Here is a 20,041-nt window from a genome sequence, read left to right as displayed (position 1 = left end):
GACTATTTTCGGTCACTTTTCCGGTTCAGAAACCTTCATTCTCATGACTATGTTGCAGCTCTATAAACGTTCACAGCATCTTATTGCTATTACCATTCTTTTCTTCATTCTATTGCTATCCTGCCAGTCATCTGCATTTGCGCGGGCGCAACAGAGTGGTGAACTGCCGACGAAAGCGGATATTCAGAGCCAGTTAGACACGCTGAATAAACAAAAAGATCTCTCCGCACAGGATAAGCTGGTTCAACAGGATCTCATCGATACCATTGCCACGCTGGATAAAATCGATCGTGTGAAGGATGAAACCGTACAGCTTCGGCAAAAAGTTGCCCAGGCGCCGGAGAAAATGCGTCAGGCGACGGATGCGCTAAATTCGCTTAGCGATGTCGATAATGACGATGAAACGCGAAAAACGCTGAGTACGCTCTCCTTACGACAGCTTGAGTCGCGCGTGTCGCAGGTCCTGGATGACCTGCAAAGCTCGCAAAATGATCTGGCCGCTTACAACAGCCAACTGGTATCGCTGCAGACACAGCCAGAGCGCGTACAAAATGCGATGTACACCGCGTCGCAACAGATGCAGCAAATCCGCAATCGACTCGATGGCACCACTGTGGGAGAGGCGGCTTTACGCCCCAGCCAGCAGGTGCTGCTGCAGGCGCAGCAAGCGTTGCTGAACGCGCAGATCGACCAGCAGCGTAAGAGCCTCGAAGGGAATACCGTTTTGCAGGATACCCTGCAAAAACAACGCGATTATGTGACGGCGCACAGTAACCGCCTTGAACACCAGCTCCAGCTCCTGCAAGAGGCGGTGAACAGCAAACGACTGACGTTAACCGAAAAGACGGCACAGGAAGCGGTAACGCCGGACGAAGCCGAGCGTATTCAGTCCAATCCGTTAGTGAAGCAGGAACTTGATGTTAACCATCAGCTCAGCCAGCGCCTGATTGCCGCGACTGAAAACGGCAACAGCCTGATGCAGCAAAATATCAAGGTCAAAAACTGGCTTGACCGCGCGCTGCAATCCGAACGCAACATTAAAGAGCAGATCGCCGTTCTGAAAGGCAGTCTGCTGCTGTCGCGCATTTTATATCAGCAACAACAAACGCTGCCGTCGGCGGATGAGCTTGCCGATATGACCAACCGGATCGCCGATTTGCGTCTGGAGCAGTTCGAAGTCAACCAGCAGCGCGATACGTTGTTCCAGAATGATGCGTTTGTCGCCAAACTGGAAGAAGGGCACAGCAACGACGTTAACCCTGAAGTCCATGATGCCCTGCTGCAGGTTGTGGATATGCGTCGTGAACTGTTGGATCAGCTAAATAAGCAGCTGGGCAACCAGTTGATGATGGCGATTAATCTGCAAATCAACCAGCAGCAGTTAATGAGCGTGTCGAAAAACCTGAAAGAGATCCTCACGCAACAAATCTTCTGGGTTAACAGTAACCGTCCGATGGACTGGGACTGGATCAAAGCCTTCCCGCAAACCCTAAAAGACCAGTTTAAGTCGATGAAAATCACGGTGAACTGGGAAAAAGCCTGGCCCGCCGTGTTTATTGCGTTCCTGGCAGGGCTGCCGCTGCTGCTTATCGCCGGGTTAATCCGCTGGCGTTTGAAGTGGCTGAAGGATTATCAGGCAAAATTAGCCGCCGCGGTGGGGAACCTGCGCAATGACAGTCAGCTTAATACGCCAAAAGCGATTCTGATCGATCTCATCAGAGCCTTGCCGGCGTGTCTGATTATCCTCGCGGTGGGTCTGATTCTGCTGACTATGCAACTGAATATTAGCGACCTGCTGTGGGCGTTCAGTAAGAAGATGACCATCTTCTGGCTGGTGTTTGGTCTGTGCTGGAAGGTGCTGGAAAAAGATGGCGTGGCGATACGTCATTTTGGCATGCCAGCGAAGCAGACCAGCCACTGGCGTCGCCAGATTGTGCGTATTAGCCTTGCGCTGTTGCCGCTTAACTTCTGGTCGGTCATTGCTGAGCTGTCGCCGCTTAATTTGATGGACGATGTGCTTGGCCAGGTGGTCATTTTCCTCAACCTGCTGCTGATCGCCTTCCTGGTATGGCCAATGTGCCGCGAAAGCTGGCGTGACAAAGAGTCGCATGGTCTGCGTCTGGTCACTATTACCGTGCTGTCTATTATTCCGATTGCATTAATGGTGCTGACGGCGACAGGGTATTTCTACACCACGCTGCGCCTGGCGGGCCGCTGGATTGAAACGGTCTATCTGGTTATCCTCTGGAATCTGCTGTACCAGACGGTGCTGCGAGGGTTGAGCGTAGCGGCACGCCGTATCGCCTGGCGTCGTGCGTTAGCGCGTCGTCAGAACCTGGTGAAAGAAGGGGCCGAAGGCGCTGAGCCGCAGGAAGAACCGACTATTGCGCTGGAGCAGGTTAACCAGCAAACGCTGCGTATAACCATGCTGGTGATGGTTGCCCTGTTTGGTGTTCTGTTCTGGGCCATTTGGTCTGATTTGATCACCGTGTTCAGCTATCTCGACAGCATAACGCTCTGGCATTACAACGGCACCGAAGCGGGTGCGGCAGTGGTGAAAGACGTCACCATGGGCAGCCTGTTGTTTGCGATTATTGCGTCAATGGTCGCGTGGGCGCTGATCCGCAACTTACCCGGCCTGCTGGAAGTGCTGGTGCTCTCGCGACTGAAGATGCGCCAGGGGGCTTCTTATGCGATCACCACGATCCTGAATTACGCCATCATCGCCATCGGTGCGATGACGGTCTTCGGATCGCTCGGCGTCTCGTGGGATAAGCTACAGTGGCTGGCCGCTGCTCTCTCGGTTGGTCTTGGTTTCGGCTTGCAGGAAATTTTCGGTAACTTTGTTTCCGGTCTGATTATTCTGTTTGAACGCCCGGTACGCATCGGCGATACCGTGACCATCGGTACGTTCTCCGGAACGGTCAGCAAGATCCGTATCCGTGCCACCACCATTACTGACTTCGATCGTAAAGAGGTGATCATCCCGAACAAAGCATTCGTGACGGAGCGGTTGATCAACTGGTCGCTCTCCGATACCACCACGCGTCTGGTGATCCGCATTGGCGTGGCCTATGGTTCGGATCTGGACAAAGTGAAGAAGGTGCTGTTGCAGGCGGCGACAGAACACCCGAAAGTGATGCACGATCCGGAGCCTGCAGTGTTCTTTACCGCCTTCGGTGCCAGCACGCTGGATCATGAGCTGCGTTTATACGTGCGTGAATTGCGCGATCGTAGCCACACGGTTGATGAACTTAACCGGGCGGTCGATCGTTTGTGCCGTGAAAATGACATTGATATCGCCTTTAACCAGCTCGAAGTTCACCTGCATAACGCGAAAGGTGACACCGTGACCGAGGTTAAACGTGACATCATTAAAGGTGACGATCCGACGCCTTCGGTAGGTTAACAGAAATAATCATCAGGCCTGCGAGCTTCGATTCATTCGTAGGCCTGATAAGTGCAACGCCATCAGGTTTTCAGTTACCGCTCTTTTTTAGATAAAGAGAGCAGTTTCTTCTCGTAATCCTGTTTCACAATCTCCAGTGCTTTCAGAACTGTTTCAGGCTCCATCTGATTCTCTTCAAGCAGGACAATCAAATCGACGGCCAGTTTGACTTCATCTGGGGCGTTCTCTAATGACATAAATTCTCCGGGGATTAGCGGGTTAAACGCGCCAGCACGTTATCTATTCTTGCCAGTGCATGACGACAGCGTGCCAGTCGTGCTTCGAATGCCTCTACTTCGCGATGCAGTTTTTGCTGTTCTTCAAAGCCCGTAACCTGCGCCAGGCGCTCTTTACGTTCACGCGTCATTTCAACCAGGCGGCGCTCAAACTCCTGATGTTGAACTCGCTTACGCTGCCAGCGCGCCAGGCCAGGAGAGGCGCTGTCCCATTCCCGGAGCGACCAACTGGCGGTTTCACGTGAAATCGCCTCTAACTGTGAGGCAAGGTGTTCCGTAAGCCAGGTAATTTGTGGTAGTTGTTGCTGTTCAACTGCGCGACGTAGAGCAGTGAGATTATCATCAGCTTCATCCAGACAGGCCTGTAGCAACGTGCTGCGGGTGTGAAACAGATGCCTGTCAAAGCGGGCGCTAAGCGTGGCATGGTGTGCCAGTGGGGCACAACGCTGCCGCAAGCGGTTAAGCTGGTTTTCGAGCGTCTGAAGCAGCATGACGGTTTTCACGACAACACTCCGATGAAAATGAGAACTGTTATGATAAAGTAGCGATTCTCTGTGTTAAGTATTCATATTATGCAACGCATTATTCTAATCATCATAGGCTGGATAGCGGTAGTGTTAGGAACGCTGGGCGTTGTATTGCCTCTGTTGCCGACAACGCCGTTTATCTTGCTGGCCGCCTGGTGTTTTGCTCGCTCATCGCCGCGTTTTCACGACTGGTTGCTGTACCGTTCGTGGTTCGGCGGGTATCTGCGCCACTGGCAAAAACACCGCGCGATGCCGCCGGGAGCAAAGCCGCGCGCTATTTTGTTGATCCTGGTGACGTTTAGTATTTCACTGTGGCTGGTCAATATGATGTGGGTACGCGGCCTGCTGCTGGTTATTCTCGCCTGTTTACTGATTTTTATGTGGCGGATCCCGGTGATTGATGAAAAACAACAAAAGCAGTAAAGCGCAATAAACGCTGTTGCAATTGTCTCTCACAGCCAGTAAATTCGACCGTTTTCGAGCACAGGCGCAGGTGGTCAAAGGTTAAGCAAATATAACCTTGGCTCTTATACAGACACAAAATCATTCAAGATACGTCGAGGATGAAGTGTATAGTGCGCCGTGAAGTAATACTGTATTAATCAGGCACAAACTTATGACCGCGACTGCACAGCAGCTTGAGTTTCTCAAAAATAGCATCAAAAGCATCCACGACTACCCAAAACCGGGCATTCTTTTTCGTGATGTCACCAGTTTACTGGAAGATCCGAAAGCCTACGCCCTCAGTATTGAATTGCTGGTTGAACGCTACAAAAATGCGGGTATCACTAAAGTGGTTGGTACCGAAGCGCGTGGCTTCCTGTTTGGCGCGCCGGTAGCGTTGGGTCTGGGCGTTGGTTTTGTTCCGGTACGTAAACCCCGTAAGCTTCCGCGTGAAGTTATTGCTGAGAGCTATGAGCTGGAATACGGCACCGATCAACTGGAAATCCACGTAGATGCCATCAAACCTGGTGATAAAGTCCTGGTTGTGGACGACCTGCTGGCAACTGGCGGCACGATTGAAGCGACCGTGAAACTGATCCGCCGTCTGGGTGGCGAAGTGACCGATGCTGCATTTATCATTAACCTGTTTGATCTGGGTGGCGAGCAGCGTCTGGAAAAGCAGGGACTGACCTGTTATAGCCTGGTTCCATTCCCGGGCCACTAATTTCGGGCTATCTTATCTCGGCAGATTAATACCGAGACACACAACCTCGCCGTCGCTGCGAGGTTGTGTTAGCATTATCCCCCTGTGAATCCACCCTCCAGCCTTTCAGAGCCTGCCAATGAGTTATCAGGTCTTAGCCCGAAAATGGCGCCCACAAACCTTTGCTGACGTCGTCGGCCAGGAACATGTGCTGACGGCACTGGCGAACGGCTTGTCGTTAGGGCGTATTCATCATGCTTATTTGTTTTCCGGCACCCGTGGCGTCGGGAAAACGTCAATCGCCCGTTTGCTGGCGAAGGGATTAAACTGTGAAACCGGCATCACCGCTACGCCGTGCGGCGTGTGTGATAACTGCCGTGAAATCGAGCAGGGGCGCTTTGTCGATTTGATTGAAATCGACGCCGCCTCACGCACCAAAGTCGAAGACACCCGTGACCTGCTGGATAACGTCCAGTACGCGCCAGCGCGCGGTCGCTTTAAGGTCTATTTGATTGACGAAGTGCACATGCTGTCGCGCCACAGTTTTAACGCCTTGCTGAAAACGCTCGAAGAGCCGCCCGCACACGTTAAGTTCCTGCTGGCGACCACCGATCCGCAGAAGCTGCCGGTGACTATCCTGTCGCGCTGTCTGCAATTCCATCTTAAAGCGTTGGATGTCGAACAGATTCGCCATCAGCTTGAGAATATCCTCAAAGAAGAGCATATCGCCCATGAGCCACGTGCGTTGCAACTGCTGGCTCGCGCCGCGGACGGCAGCCTGCGCGATGCGCTGAGCCTGACCGATCAAGCGATCGCCAGCGGCGATGGTCAGGTCTCGACCGACGCGGTCAGCACCATGCTTGGTACGCTGGACGACGACCAGGCGCTTTCGCTGGTTGAAGCGGTTGTGGCTGCGGACGGCGAACGCGTTATGACGCTGGTGAACGATGCCGCCGCGCGCGGTATTGAATGGGAAGCGCTACTGGTTGAGATGTCGGCTCTGCTGCATCGTATTGCCATGGTTCAGCTTTCACCTGCCGCGCTCGGCAGCGATATGGCCGCCATTGAACAGCGTATGCGCGAACTGGCGCGAATCGTCCCGCCAACCGATGTGCAGCTTTACTACCAGACCCTGTTAATCGGGCGCAAAGAACTGCCGTATGCGCCGGACAGGCGAATGGGCGTTGAAATGACGCTGCTACGTGCGCTGGCTTTTCATCCGCGCATGCCGCTCCCGGAACCTGAAGCCCCGCGACAGTCTTTTGCCCCGGTCGCCCCCACTGCGGTGATGAACCCGACGCAGGTGCCGCAGCAGCCTGCGGCAGCGCAACAGCAACAGAATGTACCGCTCTCCGATGCTACCAGCCAGGTGCTGGCGGCACGCAGCCAGCTGCAACGCGCTCAGGGAGCAACCAAACCAAAAAAGAGTGAACCGGCAGCCGCTTCCCGCGCGCGGCCGGTGAATAATGCTGCGCTGGAAAGACTGGCTTCGGTGTCGGAACGTGTTCAGGCGCGTCCAGCGGTCTCTGCGCTGGAAAAAGCGCCAGCGAAGAAAGAAGCGTATCGCTGGAAAGCGACCAATCCTGTTGCAGAAGTCAAAGAGGTCGTCGCTACGCCGAAAGCGCTGAAAAAAGCGCTTGAGCATGAAAAAACGCCAGAACTGGCGGCAAAGCTGGCGGCTGAGGCCATCGAACGCGACCCGTGGGCTGCACAGGTAAGCCAGCTCTCGCTGCCTAAACTGGTGGAGCAGGTGGCGCTTAATGCCTGGAAAGAAGAGAATGGCAACGTGGTTTGCCTGCACCTGCGTTCCACGCAGCGACACCTTAACTCCAGCGGCGCGCAGCAAAAACTGGCCGAAGCATTGAGTTCCTTAACGGGGTCAACGGTTGAATTGACCATCGTTGAAGATGATAATCCAGCGGTGCGCACGCCGCTGGAGTGGCGTCAGGCCATTTATGAAGAGAAACTCGCGCAGGCGCGTGAGTCGATTATTGCGGATAATAACATTCAGACGCTGCGTCGTTTTTTCGATGCGGACCTGGACGAAGAGAGTATTCGCCCCATTTGATCGTCAGCCATTACGGTTTGACGGTCGTCATCCCTTAACGTGATTGAGAGAGAAGCCTATGTTTGGTAAAGGCGGTCTGGGTAACCTGATGAAACAGGCCCAGCAGATGCAAGAAAAAATGCAGCAGATGCAGGAAGAAGTCGCCAAGCTGGAAGTGACCGGCGAATCTGGCGCGGGTCTGGTAAAAGTAACCATCAACGGCGCGCATAACTGCCGTCGTGTGGAGATCGATCCAAGCCTGCTGGAAGACGACAAAGAGATGCTGGAAGACTTGGTTGCTGCGGCATTCAACGACGCCGCGCGCCGTATTGAAGAGACGCAGAAAGAGAAGATGGCCTCTGTTTCCTCCGGAATGCAGCTGCCGCCTGGCTTTAAGATGCCGTTCTGATGCAAACCAGCCCGCTGTTAACTCAGCTTATGGAAGCTCTGCGCTGTCTGCCGGGCGTTGGCCCGAAGTCTGCGCAGCGCATGGCGTTCACGCTGCTTCAGCGCGATCGCAGCGGCGGGATGCGTCTGGCGCAGGCGTTAACGAAGGCGATGTCGGAAATCGGCCACTGTGCCGATTGCCGCACATTCACAGAACAGGACGTCTGCAACATCTGCTCGAATCCGCGTCGCCAGGAAAATGGTCAGATTTGCGTGGTGGAGAGTCCGGCGGACATCTACGCCATTGAGCAAACCGGGCAATTTTCCGGACGTTACTTCGTGCTAATGGGACACCTGTCGCCGCTGGACGGTATTGGTCCTGATGATATCGGGCTGGATCGTCTTGAGCAGCGGCTGGCATCTGAGCAAATCAGCGAACTGATCCTGGCGACCAATCCCACGGTCGAAGGAGAGGCGACCGCCAACTATATTGCTGAGCTTTGCATGCAATATGACGTTGAAGCCAGCCGTATCGCCCATGGCGTTCCGGTTGGTGGCGAGCTGGAAATGGTCGATGGCACCACGCTGTCGCACTCTCTGGCAGGACGACACAAGATTAAATTCTGAACAAACGGAGGCCGCGACGGCGGCTTCCGCTTGAAATCCTTCCCGCTTGTCCCCATTTCACCCTCAACCTGTTTTTACCATTGAAAATGGCATTGTTGAGGTAGACCTACATGAAAGGACAAGAAACTCGTGGTTTTCAGTCAGAAGTAAAACAGCTTCTGCACCTGATGATCCATTCTCTGTATTCCAATAAAGAAATCTTCCTGCGTGAGCTTATCTCTAACGCCTCGGATGCGGCAGACAAGCTGCGTTTTCGCGCACTGTCTAACCCGGACCTGTATGAAGGTGACGGTGAGCTGCGTGTGCGTGTTTCCTTCGATAAAGATAAGCGTACGTTGACCATTGCCGATAACGGCGTGGGGATGAACCGTGATGACGTTATCGATCATCTGGGGACCATTGCGAAATCCGGTACTAAATCTTTCCTTGAATCCATGGGATCCGATCAGGCGAAAGACAGCCAGTTGATCGGCCAGTTCGGGGTTGGCTTCTACTCTGCGTTCATCGTGGCGGATAAAGTCACCGTGCGTACCCGCGCAGCGGGCGATAAACCGGAAAATGGTGTGTTCTGGGAATCTGCGGGTGAAGGTGAGTACACCGTTGCCGACATCACCAAAGACGATCGCGGCACCGAAATCACGCTGCATCTGCGCGAAGGCGAAGACGAGTTCCTTGATGACTGGCGCGTACGTTCCATCATCAGCAAATATTCCGACCATATCGCGCTGCCGGTAGAGATCGAAAAATCCGAAGAGAAAGACGGCGAGACCGTGGTTTCCTGGGAAAAGATCAACAAGGCGCAGGCGCTTTGGACCCGTAACAAGTCGGAAATCAAAGACGACGAGTACAACGAATTCTACAAACATATCGCGCACGACTTCACTGATCCGCTGACCTGGAGTCATAATCGTGTGGAAGGTAAGCAGGAGTACACCAGCCTGCTGTACATCCCGTCTCAGGCTCCGTGGGATATGTGGAACCGCGATCACAAGCATGGTCTGAAACTGTACGTTCAGCGCGTGTTCATTATGGACGACGCCGAGCAGTTCATGCCGAATTACCTGCGCTTTGTGCGTGGCCTGATAGATTCTAACGATCTGCCGCTGAACGTTTCTCGTGAGATCCTGCAGGACAGCACCGTCACCCGTAACCTGCGTAGCGCGCTGACCAAACGCGTACTGCAGATGCTGGAAAAACTGGCGAAAGATGACGCGGAAAAATACCAGACCTTCTGGAAACAGTTCGGCCTGGTGCTGAAAGAAGGCCCGGCGGAAGACAACGCTAACCAGGAAACGATCGCTAAGCTGATGCGCTTCGCGTCCACGCACACTGACTCCTCCGCACAAACCGTGTCGCTGGAAGACTACGTGTCGCGTATGAAAGAAGGGCAGGAGAAAATCTACTACATCACCGCAGACAGCTATGCGGCGGCGAAGAGCAGCCCGCACCTGGAACTGTTGCGTAAGAAAGGCATCGAAGTGCTGCTGCTTTCTGACCGTATCGATGAGTGGATGATGAACTACCTGACCGAGTTCGACGGTAAGGCATTCCAGTCCGTAGCCAAAGCTGACGAGTCCATCGACAAGCTGGCGGATGACGTTGACGAATCGGCAAAAGAAGCGGAAAAAGCGCTGACGCCGTTCGTTGAGCGCGTGAAAACCCTGCTGGGCGATCGCGTAAAAGAAGTGCGTCTGACTCACCGTCTGACCGACACGCCGGCCATCGTTACCACTGATGCGGACGAAATGAGCACCCAGATGGCGAAACTGTTCGCAGCTGCTGGCCAGGCCGTACCGGAAGTGAAATATATCTTTGAACTCAACCCGGACCACGTGCTGGTCAAACGCACGGCGGATACCCAGGACGAAGCACAGTTCAAAGAGTGGGTTGAACTGCTGCTGGATCAGGCGCTGTTTGCTGAACGCGGCACGCTGGAAGATCCGAACCAGTTCATTCGTCGTATGAACCAGTTGCTGGTGTCCTGATAGCCGTAAGGTAATGCCGGATGACGCTAACGCGTGTCCGGCTTACACCATCTCGTCGATCCCTGGCCGGATACGGTGTTTACACCGCGATCCGGCATTTTCTCTCCTCATTTTTAATTTTCCCACCGTTAACCGTTTCAGCGTCGGGCGTCTTCCTTGAGCCAATTGCGTGATGGTGGTATCGTTTAGCGCTTTTTAAAAAATATCGACAACCTTTAAGGGGATTTTCGTAATGCGTATCATTCTGCTTGGCGCTCCGGGCGCGGGTAAAGGAACTCAGGCTCAGTTCATCATGGAGAAGTATGGTATTCCGCAAATCTCCACCGGTGATATGCTGCGTGCTGCCGTGAAATCTGGCTCCGAGCTGGGCAAACAAGCGAAAGACATCATGGACGCCGGTAAGCTGGTGACTGATGAGCTGGTGATCGCGCTGGTAAAAGAGCGTATTGCTCAGGAAGACTGCCGTAATGGTTTCCTGCTTGATGGCTTCCCGCGTACTATTCCGCAGGCTGATGCCATGAAAGAAGCAGGCATCAACGTGGACTACGTTCTTGAATTCGACGTTCCGGATGAGCTGATCGTTGACCGTATCGTGGGTCGTCGCGTACACGCTGCTTCTGGCCGCGTTTACCACATCAAATTCAACCCGCCTAAGGTTGAAGGCAAAGACGACGTGACCGGCGAAGAGCTGACCACCCGTAAAGACGATCAGGAAGAGACCGTACGTAAGCGCCTGGAGGAATACCATCAGATGACCGCTCCGCTGATCGGCTACTACTCTAAAGAAGCGCAGGCGGGTAACACCAAATACGCGAAAGTTGACGGCACCCAGGCTGTGGCTGACGTTCGCGCAGCGCTGGAAAAAATCCTCGGTTAAGTTTTAGCGCAGTCAATGCCGGATGGCGGTGTAAACACCTTATCCGGCCTACGATTTTATGTAGGCCTGATAAGCGCAGCGCCATCAGGCAAATTCTCGTCTTACCTTTCACAGCAATTAGTTCTTCTTTATCGCTTTTCCGCTACAATTATCAACAATTTGAATCGATAAGAGGCGGTAATGCGTCAGACGAAAACCGGTATCCTGCTGGCAAACCTCGGCACTCCCGATGCCCCAACCCCCGAAGCCGTTAAGCGCTACCTGCGCCAGTTTTTAAGCGATCAACGCGTAGTCGATACGTCACCTGCGCTGTGGTGGCCGCTGCTGCGTGGTGTGATTTTGCCGCTGCGTGCGCCACGCGTGGCAAAGCTGTACCAGTCAATCTGGATGGAAGACGGTTCCCCGCTGATGGTCTACAGCAAGGCGCAACAGCAGGCGCTGGCACAACGTCTGCCAAATACGCCTGTCGCGCTGGGGATGAGCTACGGTTCACCGTCGCTTGAAAGCGCGGTCGATGAACTACTGGCAAGCGGAGTTGAACACATGGTGGTGTTACCGCTGTACCCGCAATATTCCTGTTCTACCGTGGCGGCGGTCTGGGACGAACTGGCACGAATCTTAGCGCGTAAACGCAGTATTCCTGGCATCTCATTTATTCGTGATTACGCCGATGACAGCAGCTACATTGATGCGCTGGCCAAGAGCGCCCGTGATTCATTTGCTCAACATGGTGAACCCGATTTGCTGCTGCTTTCCTACCACGGCATTCCGCAGCGCTACGCCGATGAAGGCGATGACTACCCGCAGCGCTGTCGCGATACGACTCGTGAGCTGGTTTCTGCGCTTGGCTTGCCGCCGGAAAAAGTGATGATGACCTTCCAGTCTCGTTTTGGCCGTGAACCGTGGTTGACGCCATATACCGATGAAACGTTAAAAATGCTGGCGGAGAAAGGGACCCGACATATCCAGGTCATGTGTCCGGGCTTCGCGGCTGATTGTCTCGAAACGCTGGAAGAGATAGCGGTGCAAAACCGGGAGATTTTCCTTGAGGCTGGTGGTAAGCAATATGAGTATATTCCGGCGCTGAATGCCACACCGGAACATATCGAAATGATGGTTAAACTGACCGCAGCCTACCGTTAAAGCTGCGCTCTGAAGTAACGCGCGCCCTCCCGTAACGCATCGTCGGCGGTTTTCATCATCCGCGAATAGTGCAGGAAGGCGTGCAACGTGCCGGGGTACATTTTGTACTGGCAGGGCTGCTGATGCGCCTGTAGCGTCTGGAATAATAAGCGGCTATCGTCAATCAGCGGATCAAACTCCGCACCGGCGATAAAACACGGCGGTACGTCGCGCGTCAGGTCGTTATTAAACAGGCAATAGTATGGTGACTCGCGATCGTCGGCGCTACGCAGGTACGCGTTTTCGTACATCAGCAGATCCTCGCGAGTTAAACCATCCCAGGCGCCGCCCATTAGCCGTCGGCTCAGTGAATCCTGCAGGCCATAAAGCCCATACCACAACAGCACGCCAGCCACCTTGCCGCAGGCAATTTGTTTATCCCGCAACCACAACGCGCTGGCAAGCGCCAGCATGGCCCCGGCGGAATCGCCCGCAAAACCAATATGATTCACATTAAGGGAATAATCGCCAGCGTGCTGATAAAAGTACTGACAGACGGCGACAATCTCTTCGATGGCTTGCGGGTAGCGGGCCTCTGGCGCAAGCGAATAGTCGATGCCAATTATCGTGCACTGCGTATAGCGCGCCAGTAAACGCATAATGCGATCGTGGGTATCCAGATTACCGAGAATAAAACCGCCGCCGTGCAGGTAATATAGCGTCGCCTGGCTATGGGGCTGCGGAGCGTAAATTCGTGTGGCAACGGGGCCGCATGCGGTGGAAATAACACATTCTCGGGTATTCATCTGTGGGGCATCGGCATTCCACAACTGCCGTTCATGAATGTAGTGTTTACGCTGGGCCACAAAGTCATCGGCAGCGGGCCACGGCGGCAAATCTTCGCGATGAAAATTCACCACACTTTTCATTTCATCCGAAATGTTGTCGAGTACGGGGATCTTGTTTTCCGGCTTCATAAAGCGCTCCTTGTGAAGGTGAGTTATTGTAGAAATTCATCCCGGATAAACTGCGATCTCACCGTCCGATATTGAAACTCAGCGCCGCATCGCATGCGCAGCGGGGAATGTGCTACCATGCATCGCTCAGCTAACCACCCGTAAAATCGACCATGAAATTTCCCGGTAAACGTAAATCCAAACACTATTTCCCCGTCAGCGCGCGCGATCCGTTGCTGCAACAAATTCAGCCAGAAAATGAAACCAGCGCAGCCTGGGTGGTGGGTATTGACCAGACGCTGGTGGATATTGAAGCCAAAGTTGATGATAACTTTGTAAAACGTTATGGATTAAGCGCCGGGCACTCTCTGGTGATTGCAGATGATGTCGCTGAAGCGCTCTACCAGGAACTGGTGCGTGAAAATTTGATCACCCATCAGTTTGCGGGCGGTACTATCGGTAATACGATGCACAACTACTCCGTGCTGGCGGATGACCGCTCGGTGCTGCTGGGGGTGATGTGCAGCAATATCGAGATTGGCAGCTATGCGTACCGCTATTTATGCAATACCTCCAGTCGTACCGATCTGAACTACCTGCAGGGCGTAGATGGACCGATTGGTCGCTGCTTTACGCTGATTGGCGAGTCCGGTGAGCGTACCTTTGCAATCAGCCCAGGGCATATGAACAAGCTACGGGCGGATAGCATCCCTGAATCGGTGATTGCCGGAGCGTCCGCGCTTGTGCTGACGTCCTATCTGGTGCGCTGCGAGCCGGGCGAGCCAATGCCGGAAGCGACCATGAAGGCGATCGAATTTGCTAAAAAACACAATGTACCGGTGGTACTGACGCTGGGCACCAAATTTGTCATTGCCGATAATCCGCAGTGGTGGCAGGCATTCCTGAAAGAGCATGTCTCAATTCTGGCGATGAATGAAGAAGAGGCCGAAGCGCTGACCGGCGAAAACGATCCGCTGCTGGCGTCCGACAAGGCGCTGGATTGGGTGGATCTGGTGCTGTGCACAGCGGGTCCGGCGGGTCTTTATATGGCGGGCTTTACGGAAGAAGAAGTCAAACGTAAAACCCAGCATCCGCTGCTGCCTGGGGCCATTGCCGAATTCAACCAGTACGAGTTTAGCCGCGCCATGCGTCATAAAGATTGTACCAATCCGCTGCGTGTGTATTCGCACATCGCACCGTATATGGGCGGTCCAGAGAAGATCATGAATACCAACGGCGCTGGCGACGGCGCGCTGGCGGCATTGCTGCATGATATTACCGCTAACAGCTATCACCGCAGCAACGTGCCTAACTCCAGCAAGCACAAGTTCACCTGGCTGACCTATTCGTCGTTAGCCCAGGTGTGTAAATATGCGAATCGCGTGAGTTATCAGGTGCTGAACCAGCATTCCCCGCGCCTGACGCGCGGTTTGCCGGAACGCGAAGATAGCCTCGAAGAGTCGTACTGGGATCGTTAAATCATGCACATGCCGGATAAGCGATAGCGTCATCCGGCAACGACATCAGCCTGTAACGACCACCTCACCAGCAGGCGGCGTTTCAATCAGCTCCAGCATGGTACGGGCGATTTCACGCTCACCCATGACGACCTGATTGGCGCCGCGTTCGGTAATGTATTCCACCTCGTCGTCATAATGCGCGCGGGCGATAATTTCAATTGACGGGCACTTCTCGCGTGCTGAAGCGACAATTTCACCCGCTTCATAGCCATTGGGAATGGTCAGCAGCAGCCAGCGTGCGCAATCCAGATGCGCCAGATTCATAATTTCTTCGTTGGCGGCATTTCCCAGCACCGCGCGGATCCCGCGCTCGCGCAGTTCATCCACTCGGGTGCGTGAGGTTTCGATAACTACCAGCGGGATCCCCGCAGCCATCAATTTCTCGCCCAGCAGGCTACCGACGCGCCCAAAGCCAACCAGCAGGGCGTGATTGCAGATATCCACCGGAATTTGCTTCTCTTCTTCAATAGCCTCTTCCAGCGTCTGTTCTTCCAGCGTTTCTGTTTTGGCGAGATATTTTTCTAACACCGCGAACAGCACCGGGTTAAGCATGATGGACAGGATCGCCCCCGCCAGCACCAGATTCTGTCCGGCCTGCGGCAGCAGGTTTAACGCCATGCCCAGACCCGCCAGGATAAAGGCAAATTCACCAATCTGCGCCAGGCTGGTGGCAATGGTGAGCGCTGTGCGTTGGGAGTGACCAAACAGGCGCACCAGGAAATAGGCGGCAAGGGATTTACCAAAGATGATAATCGCCAGCGTGCCCAGTACCGCCAGCGGCTGCTGAATCAGAATCATGGGATCAAAGAGCATCCCGACGGAAACGAAGAACAGTACGGCGAACGCATCGCGCAGCGGCAGGGTGTCATGCGCCGCACGGTGACTCAGTTCAGATTCGTTCAGCACCATGCCGGCGAAGAATGCCCCCAGTGCAAAGGAGACATCGAACAGCTCCACTGCGCCAAATGCGATACCTAATGCGAGGGCGAGGACTGACAGGGTAAACAGTTCGCGTGAGCCGGTTGCGGCGCTGCGGGCCATAATCCACGGTACCAGGCGACGACCGACCAGCATCATAATTGCGATAAACGCCACCACCTTACCGATGGTAATGCCCATATCTACGGCCAGCGAGGCAAAGCCGACATCTTCTTTTTCCAGCATTCCAGCGACGGCTGGTAGGAGAACCAGCGTCAGCACCATCATCAGGTCTTCGACAATCAGCCAGCCAATGGCGATTTGCCCGCGCTGACTGTCAATGAGCTGCCTTTCTTCAAGTGCACGCAATAGCACCACGGTACTGGCGGTTGAAAGACACAGACCAAACACGATCCCAACCATCAGCGACCAGCCCATCACCGCTGAAAGCGCCATGCCCAGCAGCGTTGCCACCGCTATCTGGGCAATCGCGCCGGGAATGGCGATAGACTTTACCGCCATCAAATCCTTCAGCGAAAAGTGCAGCCCCACGCCGAACATCAGCAGGATTACGCCAAGCTCGGCCAGTTCAGGCGCTAACTTGGTATCAGCAACAAAACCAGGTGTAAATGGACCGGCCAGAACGCCCGCTAACAGATATCCCACCAGAGGAGAAATACGTAGTTTATTGGCAATCATGCCTAATATAAAAGCGAGCACAAGGCCGCCGACAATGGTGGTGATAAGCGGGGTGGCGTGATGCATTCCGTCTCCTTTGGTTGCTGTGATAATCCTGAAAACTCAAACGACGAGTAATAGTTTATGACAATTTTGATGTTTTTGTTTGTGAATAATTATTGAATTTTGATGAAAATAGGATTTTAGACGTAAAAAAGCACGGATCGGAAAAGTACAGCGGTATGTGAGAGGCAAAGGCTGATGGCTACTGTAAGTCTGACGGCCAAAATTTACTTTTGGCCGTCAGGAAATCACGCTTTATGTCGGTTATCAGGTAAGAATATGGTCAGTATCCCCAGTAGTGGCAGGAAAGCACATATTTTGTAGACCAAATCGATGCTGGTATGGTCGGCAATCAGCCCTAACACCGCGGCTCCCAAGCCGCCCATGCCGAAGGCAAAACCGAAAAATAGCCCAGAAACCATGCCGATACGGCCAGGAAGCAGCTCCTGCGCGTAGACCAGAATGGCAGAAAACGCCGATGCGAGGATAAAACCAATGATCACGGTTAAAATCCCGGTCCATTCCAGCGTTGCGTAGGGTAAAAAGAGGGTAAAGGGTGCTACGCCGAGGATAGAGCCCCAAATAACATATTTTCTGCCAATTTTATCGCCCAATGGTCCACCAATCACCGTCCCGGCTGCGACGGCAAACAGGAAGGCAAACAGGTGAAACTGGGCATTTTGTACCGATAATCCGAATTTTTGCATCAGATAAAAGGTGTAATAGCTGCTGATGCTCGCCATATAGAAGTATTTGGAGAAAATCAGCACCAGCAGGATGCTTACCGCCAGCACCACTTTATTCCGTGGTAACGGATTCACGATGGCGACTTTCGGTTTTCCTTTACTCATCCGGTGCTGCGCGGCATACCAACGGCTGATTTGCGCCAGAACGACAATCGCTAATAACGCAGCCAGCACAAACCAGGCCACATTACCCTTACCATATGGCGCGATGATGACAGCCGCCAGTAACGGTCCCAGAGAGCTACCAAAGTTGCCGCCAACCTGGAAAATTGACTGGGCCAGACCGTGACGACCGCCGGAGGCCATTCGCGCCACGCGGGATGATTCCGGGTGAAATACCGAAGAGCCGGTACCAACCAGCGCCGCGGCGAGCAGGACCATATGGAAACTGCCGGCCATGGCCAGCAAAACAAGCCCACTCAGCGTGAAGCACATCCCAATGGGCAGCGACCACGGCATCGGGTATTTATCCGTCCAGTAACCCACAACCGGTTGCAGCAGTGAGGAAGCAAGCTGGAAGGTCAGGGTAATCATCCCTATCTGCATAAACGTCAGCGAGAACTCTGACTGCAATAGCGGATAAATCGCCAGGATCAGCGACTGGATCATATCGTTTAGCAGATGGGAGAGGCTGATTGCCCCTAAAATGCCAAATGAGGTGCGTGCTTTAGCAACCGACGCTGACGCGCCAGCCACTGGCTGGGTTGGTTCACTTATTGCCATAGAAAGTCACTTCTGTTTGGGTTGCGATTATGAGGGTAATCTAATTTGTTATTATTACCTGACTAACATACCTGCGGAAGGTGTTTGAAGGAAGTCTCATTTCTGAAAACATTTTCGGCTATTATTTTCAGTAGCTGTAATTTTATGCCCGAACTAATTCGACTTACAGGTAGGCGGCAAACGCGAGAGTCCCAGGAGCTTACTGCATAAGCGACAGGGGGAAGTGAGCGCAGCCAACGCACATGTAATTTGAAGGATAACGGGTATGGCGGTTGATATTGAGTCAGGGAGTGAAATATGAAGTTTTTAAAACGGGGCGTGGCGCTGGCGTTATTAGCCGCATTTGCGCTGGCAGGTCAACCTGCACAGGCGTACGAAAAAGATAAAACCTACAAAATTACCATTCTGCATACCAACGATCATCACGGTCACTTCTGGCGCAGCGAATACGGTGAATACGGGCTGGCGGCACAAAAAACGCTGGTGGACGGTATTCGTAAAGAGGTGGCTGAGGAAGGAGGCAGTGTACTGCTGCTTTCCGGTGGCGACATTAATACCGGCGTACCGGAGTCTGATCTGCAGGATGCGGAACCTGATTTTCGCGGAATGAACCTGATTGGCTATGATGCGATGGCGGTCGGAAACCACGAGTTTGATAATCCGCTTAGCGTATTGCGCCAGCAGGAAAAATGGTCCAAATTCCCGTTTCTCTCGGCCAATATCTATCAGAAAAGCACCGGCGAGCGTTTGTTTAAGCCGTGGGCCATCTTTAAGCGTCAGGATTTAAAAATTGCCGTACTCGGTTTAACCACTGACGATACGGCGAAAATTGGCAACCCAGAGTTCTTTACCGATATAGAGTTCCGTAAACCTGCTGATGAAGCCAAATTGGTTATCCAGGAACTGAATATGGGGGAAAAGCCGGACATCATTATTGCGACCACCCATATGGGACATTATGACAATGGCAATCACGGCTCGAACGCGCCTGGCGACGTAGAAATGGCGCGCAGCCTGCCGGCGGGATCGCTGGCAATGATTGTGGGTGGTCACTCGCAGGATCCGGTATGTATGGCCGCGGAAAACAAGAAGCAGGTTGATTACGTACCGGGTACGCCGTGTGCGCCAGACAAGCAAAACGGGATCTGGATTGTGCAGGCGCATGAGTGGGGGAAATACGTGGGGCGGGCGGACTTTGAGTTCCGCAATGGCGAAATGAAAATGGTTAACTACCAGCTCATCCCCGTCAACCTGAAGAAAAAAGTGACCTGGGACAACGGTAAAAGTGAGCGCGTACTCTACACCCCGGAAATTGCAGAAAATCAGCAAATGCTTTCACTGCTGACGCCGTTCCAGAATAAAGGTAAAGCGCAGCTCGACGTGAAAATTGGTAGCGTCAATGCGCGTCTCGAAGGCGACCGTAGCAAAGTCCGTTTCGTACAGACCAACATGGGGCATTTACTGCTGGCTGCGCAAATGGCGCGAACCAGCGCTGATTTTGGCGTGATGAGCGGCGGCGGTATCCGTGACTCCATCGAAGGCGGTGATATCACCTATAAGAGCGTGCTGAAAGTGCAGCCGTTCGGTAACATCGTGGTGTACGCCGACATGAGCGGGAAAGAGGTGATTGACTATCTGACCGCCGTGGCGCAAATGAAGCCGGATTCCGGGGCCTATCCGCAGTTTGCCAATGTCAGCTTCGTGGCGAAAGACGGCAAGCTTAACGATTTGAAAATTAAAGGCGAACCCGTTGATCCAGCCAAAACCTATCGCATGGCAACGCTGAGCTTCAATGCCACCGGCGGCGATGGCTATCCGCGAATTGATAACAAGCCTGGCTATGTAAATACCGGGTTTATTGATGCGGAAGTGCTGAAAGAGTACGTGCAGAAGAACTCACCGCTCGATGCTGGTGCGTATGAGCCGAAGGGCGAGGTAAGCTGGCAGTAACAGGGCAATTTGGGGCATCATTTTATCCGCTCCTCCGGGCCGCCCTTCATGGCGGCCCAATAATCCTACTTATTACATCTACGC

The 20,041-nt window shown here is 53.5% G+C and carries 16 protein-coding genes and 1 other annotated feature; of the genes, 11 read left to right on the top strand and 5 right to left on the bottom strand.

Annotated features, from left to right (window positions below; genetic code table 11):
* Window positions 1–43 precede the first annotated feature (43 nt).
* Window positions 44–3,409: a mechanosensitive channel MscK gene (gene mscK, locus OGV93_RS07295; protein ID WP_016152076.1), complete on the top strand. Its 3,366-nt coding sequence runs from the start codon at window positions 44–46 to the stop codon at window positions 3,407–3,409.
* Between the two features lie 74 nt (window positions 3,410–3,483).
* Here mscK and rsmS read toward each other — a convergent pair whose 3' ends face one another.
* Together rsmS and priC are read right to left on the bottom strand one after the other, a co-directional pair.
* A complete protein-coding gene (gene rsmS, locus OGV93_RS07290; RefSeq protein WP_019076177.1) occupies window positions 3,484–3,645 on the bottom strand; it encodes a pleiotropic regulatory protein RsmS in 162 nt (53 codons plus the stop codon).
* Window positions 3,646–3,659: 14 nt separating this feature from the next.
* Window positions 3,660–4,187: a primosomal replication protein N'' gene (gene priC, locus OGV93_RS07285; protein ID WP_016152078.1), complete on the bottom strand. Its 528-nt coding sequence runs from the start codon at window positions 4,185–4,187 to the stop codon at window positions 3,660–3,662.
* A gap of 69 nt (window positions 4,188–4,256) precedes the next feature.
* Here priC and OGV93_RS07280 point away from each other — a divergent pair, with 69 nt between their 5' ends.
* The 8 genes from OGV93_RS07280 (at window position 4,257) to hemH (ending at window position 12,424) form a co-directional block, all read left to right on the top strand.
* Window positions 4,257–4,634: a DUF454 family protein gene (locus OGV93_RS07280; protein ID WP_029139439.1), complete on the top strand. Its 378-nt coding sequence runs from the start codon at window positions 4,257–4,259 to the stop codon at window positions 4,632–4,634.
* A gap of 193 nt (window positions 4,635–4,827) precedes the next feature.
* On the top strand, window positions 4,828–5,379 hold the full coding sequence (gene apt, locus OGV93_RS07275) for an adenine phosphoribosyltransferase (RefSeq protein ID WP_006685676.1): 552 nt from the start codon (window positions 4,828–4,830) through the stop codon (window positions 5,377–5,379).
* 118 nt (window positions 5,380–5,497) lie between these two features.
* Window positions 5,498–7,426 carry a DNA polymerase III subunit gamma/tau gene (gene dnaX, locus OGV93_RS07270; protein ID WP_287109479.1) on the top strand — a complete coding sequence of 643 codons (1,929 nt, stop codon included), beginning with the start codon at window positions 5,498–5,500 and terminating at the stop codon, window positions 7,424–7,426.
* Window positions 6,759–6,823, top strand: a sequence feature (DnaX frameshifting element). It overlaps the preceding gene by 65 nt.
* 58 nt (window positions 7,427–7,484) lie before the next feature.
* On the top strand, window positions 7,485–7,814 hold the full coding sequence (locus tag OGV93_RS07265; protein ID WP_003021764.1) for a YbaB/EbfC family nucleoid-associated protein: 330 nt from the start codon (window positions 7,485–7,487) through the stop codon (window positions 7,812–7,814).
* Window positions 7,814–8,419 carry a recombination mediator RecR gene (gene recR / locus OGV93_RS07260; RefSeq protein ID WP_016152082.1) on the top strand — a complete coding sequence of 202 codons (606 nt, stop codon included), beginning with the start codon at window positions 7,814–7,816 and terminating at the stop codon, window positions 8,417–8,419. The genes OGV93_RS07265 and recR overlap by 1 nt, the downstream gene beginning before the upstream one ends.
* Window positions 8,420–8,529: 110 nt before the next feature.
* On the top strand, window positions 8,530–10,404 hold the full coding sequence (gene htpG, locus OGV93_RS07255; RefSeq protein ID WP_016152083.1) for a molecular chaperone HtpG: 1,875 nt from the start codon (window positions 8,530–8,532) through the stop codon (window positions 10,402–10,404).
* 232 nt (window positions 10,405–10,636) lie between these two features.
* A complete protein-coding gene (gene adk / locus OGV93_RS07250; RefSeq protein WP_287109478.1) occupies window positions 10,637–11,281 on the top strand; it encodes an adenylate kinase in 645 nt (214 codons plus the stop codon).
* Between the two features lie 180 nt (window positions 11,282–11,461).
* A complete protein-coding gene (gene hemH / locus OGV93_RS07245) occupies window positions 11,462–12,424 on the top strand; it encodes a ferrochelatase (protein ID WP_016152084.1) in 963 nt (320 codons plus the stop codon).
* On the opposite strand, the gene aes is transcribed toward hemH, so the two are convergent.
* Window positions 12,421–13,380: an acetyl esterase gene (aes, locus tag OGV93_RS07240; protein ID WP_019076184.1), complete on the bottom strand. Its 960-nt coding sequence runs from the start codon at window positions 13,378–13,380 to the stop codon at window positions 12,421–12,423. The genes hemH and aes overlap by 4 nt on opposite strands.
* Before the next feature lie 152 nt (window positions 13,381–13,532).
* On the opposite strand from aes, the gene gsk reads away from it, so the two are divergent.
* On the top strand, window positions 13,533–14,837 hold the full coding sequence (gsk, locus tag OGV93_RS07235; RefSeq protein WP_016152086.1) for an inosine/guanosine kinase: 1,305 nt from the start codon (window positions 13,533–13,535) through the stop codon (window positions 14,835–14,837).
* Between the two features lie 45 nt (window positions 14,838–14,882).
* On the opposite strand, the gene ybaL is transcribed toward gsk, so the two are convergent.
* Window positions 14,883–16,562, bottom strand: coding sequence for a YbaL family putative K(+) efflux transporter (ybaL, locus tag OGV93_RS07230; RefSeq protein WP_016152087.1), 1,680 nt, complete (start codon window positions 16,560–16,562; stop codon window positions 14,883–14,885).
* 224 nt (window positions 16,563–16,786) lie between these two features.
* The gene (gene fsr, locus OGV93_RS07225; RefSeq protein WP_016155879.1) at window positions 16,787–18,007 is read right to left on the bottom strand and encodes a fosmidomycin MFS transporter; all 1,221 of its coding nucleotides are present in this window, start codon (window positions 18,005–18,007) and stop codon (window positions 16,787–16,789) included.
* A gap of 297 nt (window positions 18,008–18,304) precedes the next feature.
* Between fsr and ushA the strand changes: the two genes are divergently transcribed.
* A complete protein-coding gene (gene ushA / locus OGV93_RS07220; RefSeq protein WP_016155880.1) occupies window positions 18,305–19,957 on the top strand; it encodes a bifunctional UDP-sugar hydrolase/5'-nucleotidase UshA in 1,653 nt (550 codons plus the stop codon).
* Window positions 19,958–20,041 lie beyond the last annotated feature (84 nt).

Source organism: Citrobacter sp. Cb031 (assembly GCF_030336725.1).
In the GTDB taxonomy this organism is placed as follows: Bacteria; Pseudomonadota; Gammaproteobacteria; order Enterobacterales; family Enterobacteriaceae; genus Citrobacter; species Citrobacter braakii.
Note: the sequence above shows the minus strand (reverse complement) of the source record. Positions and strands in the feature narration are given on the sequence as shown.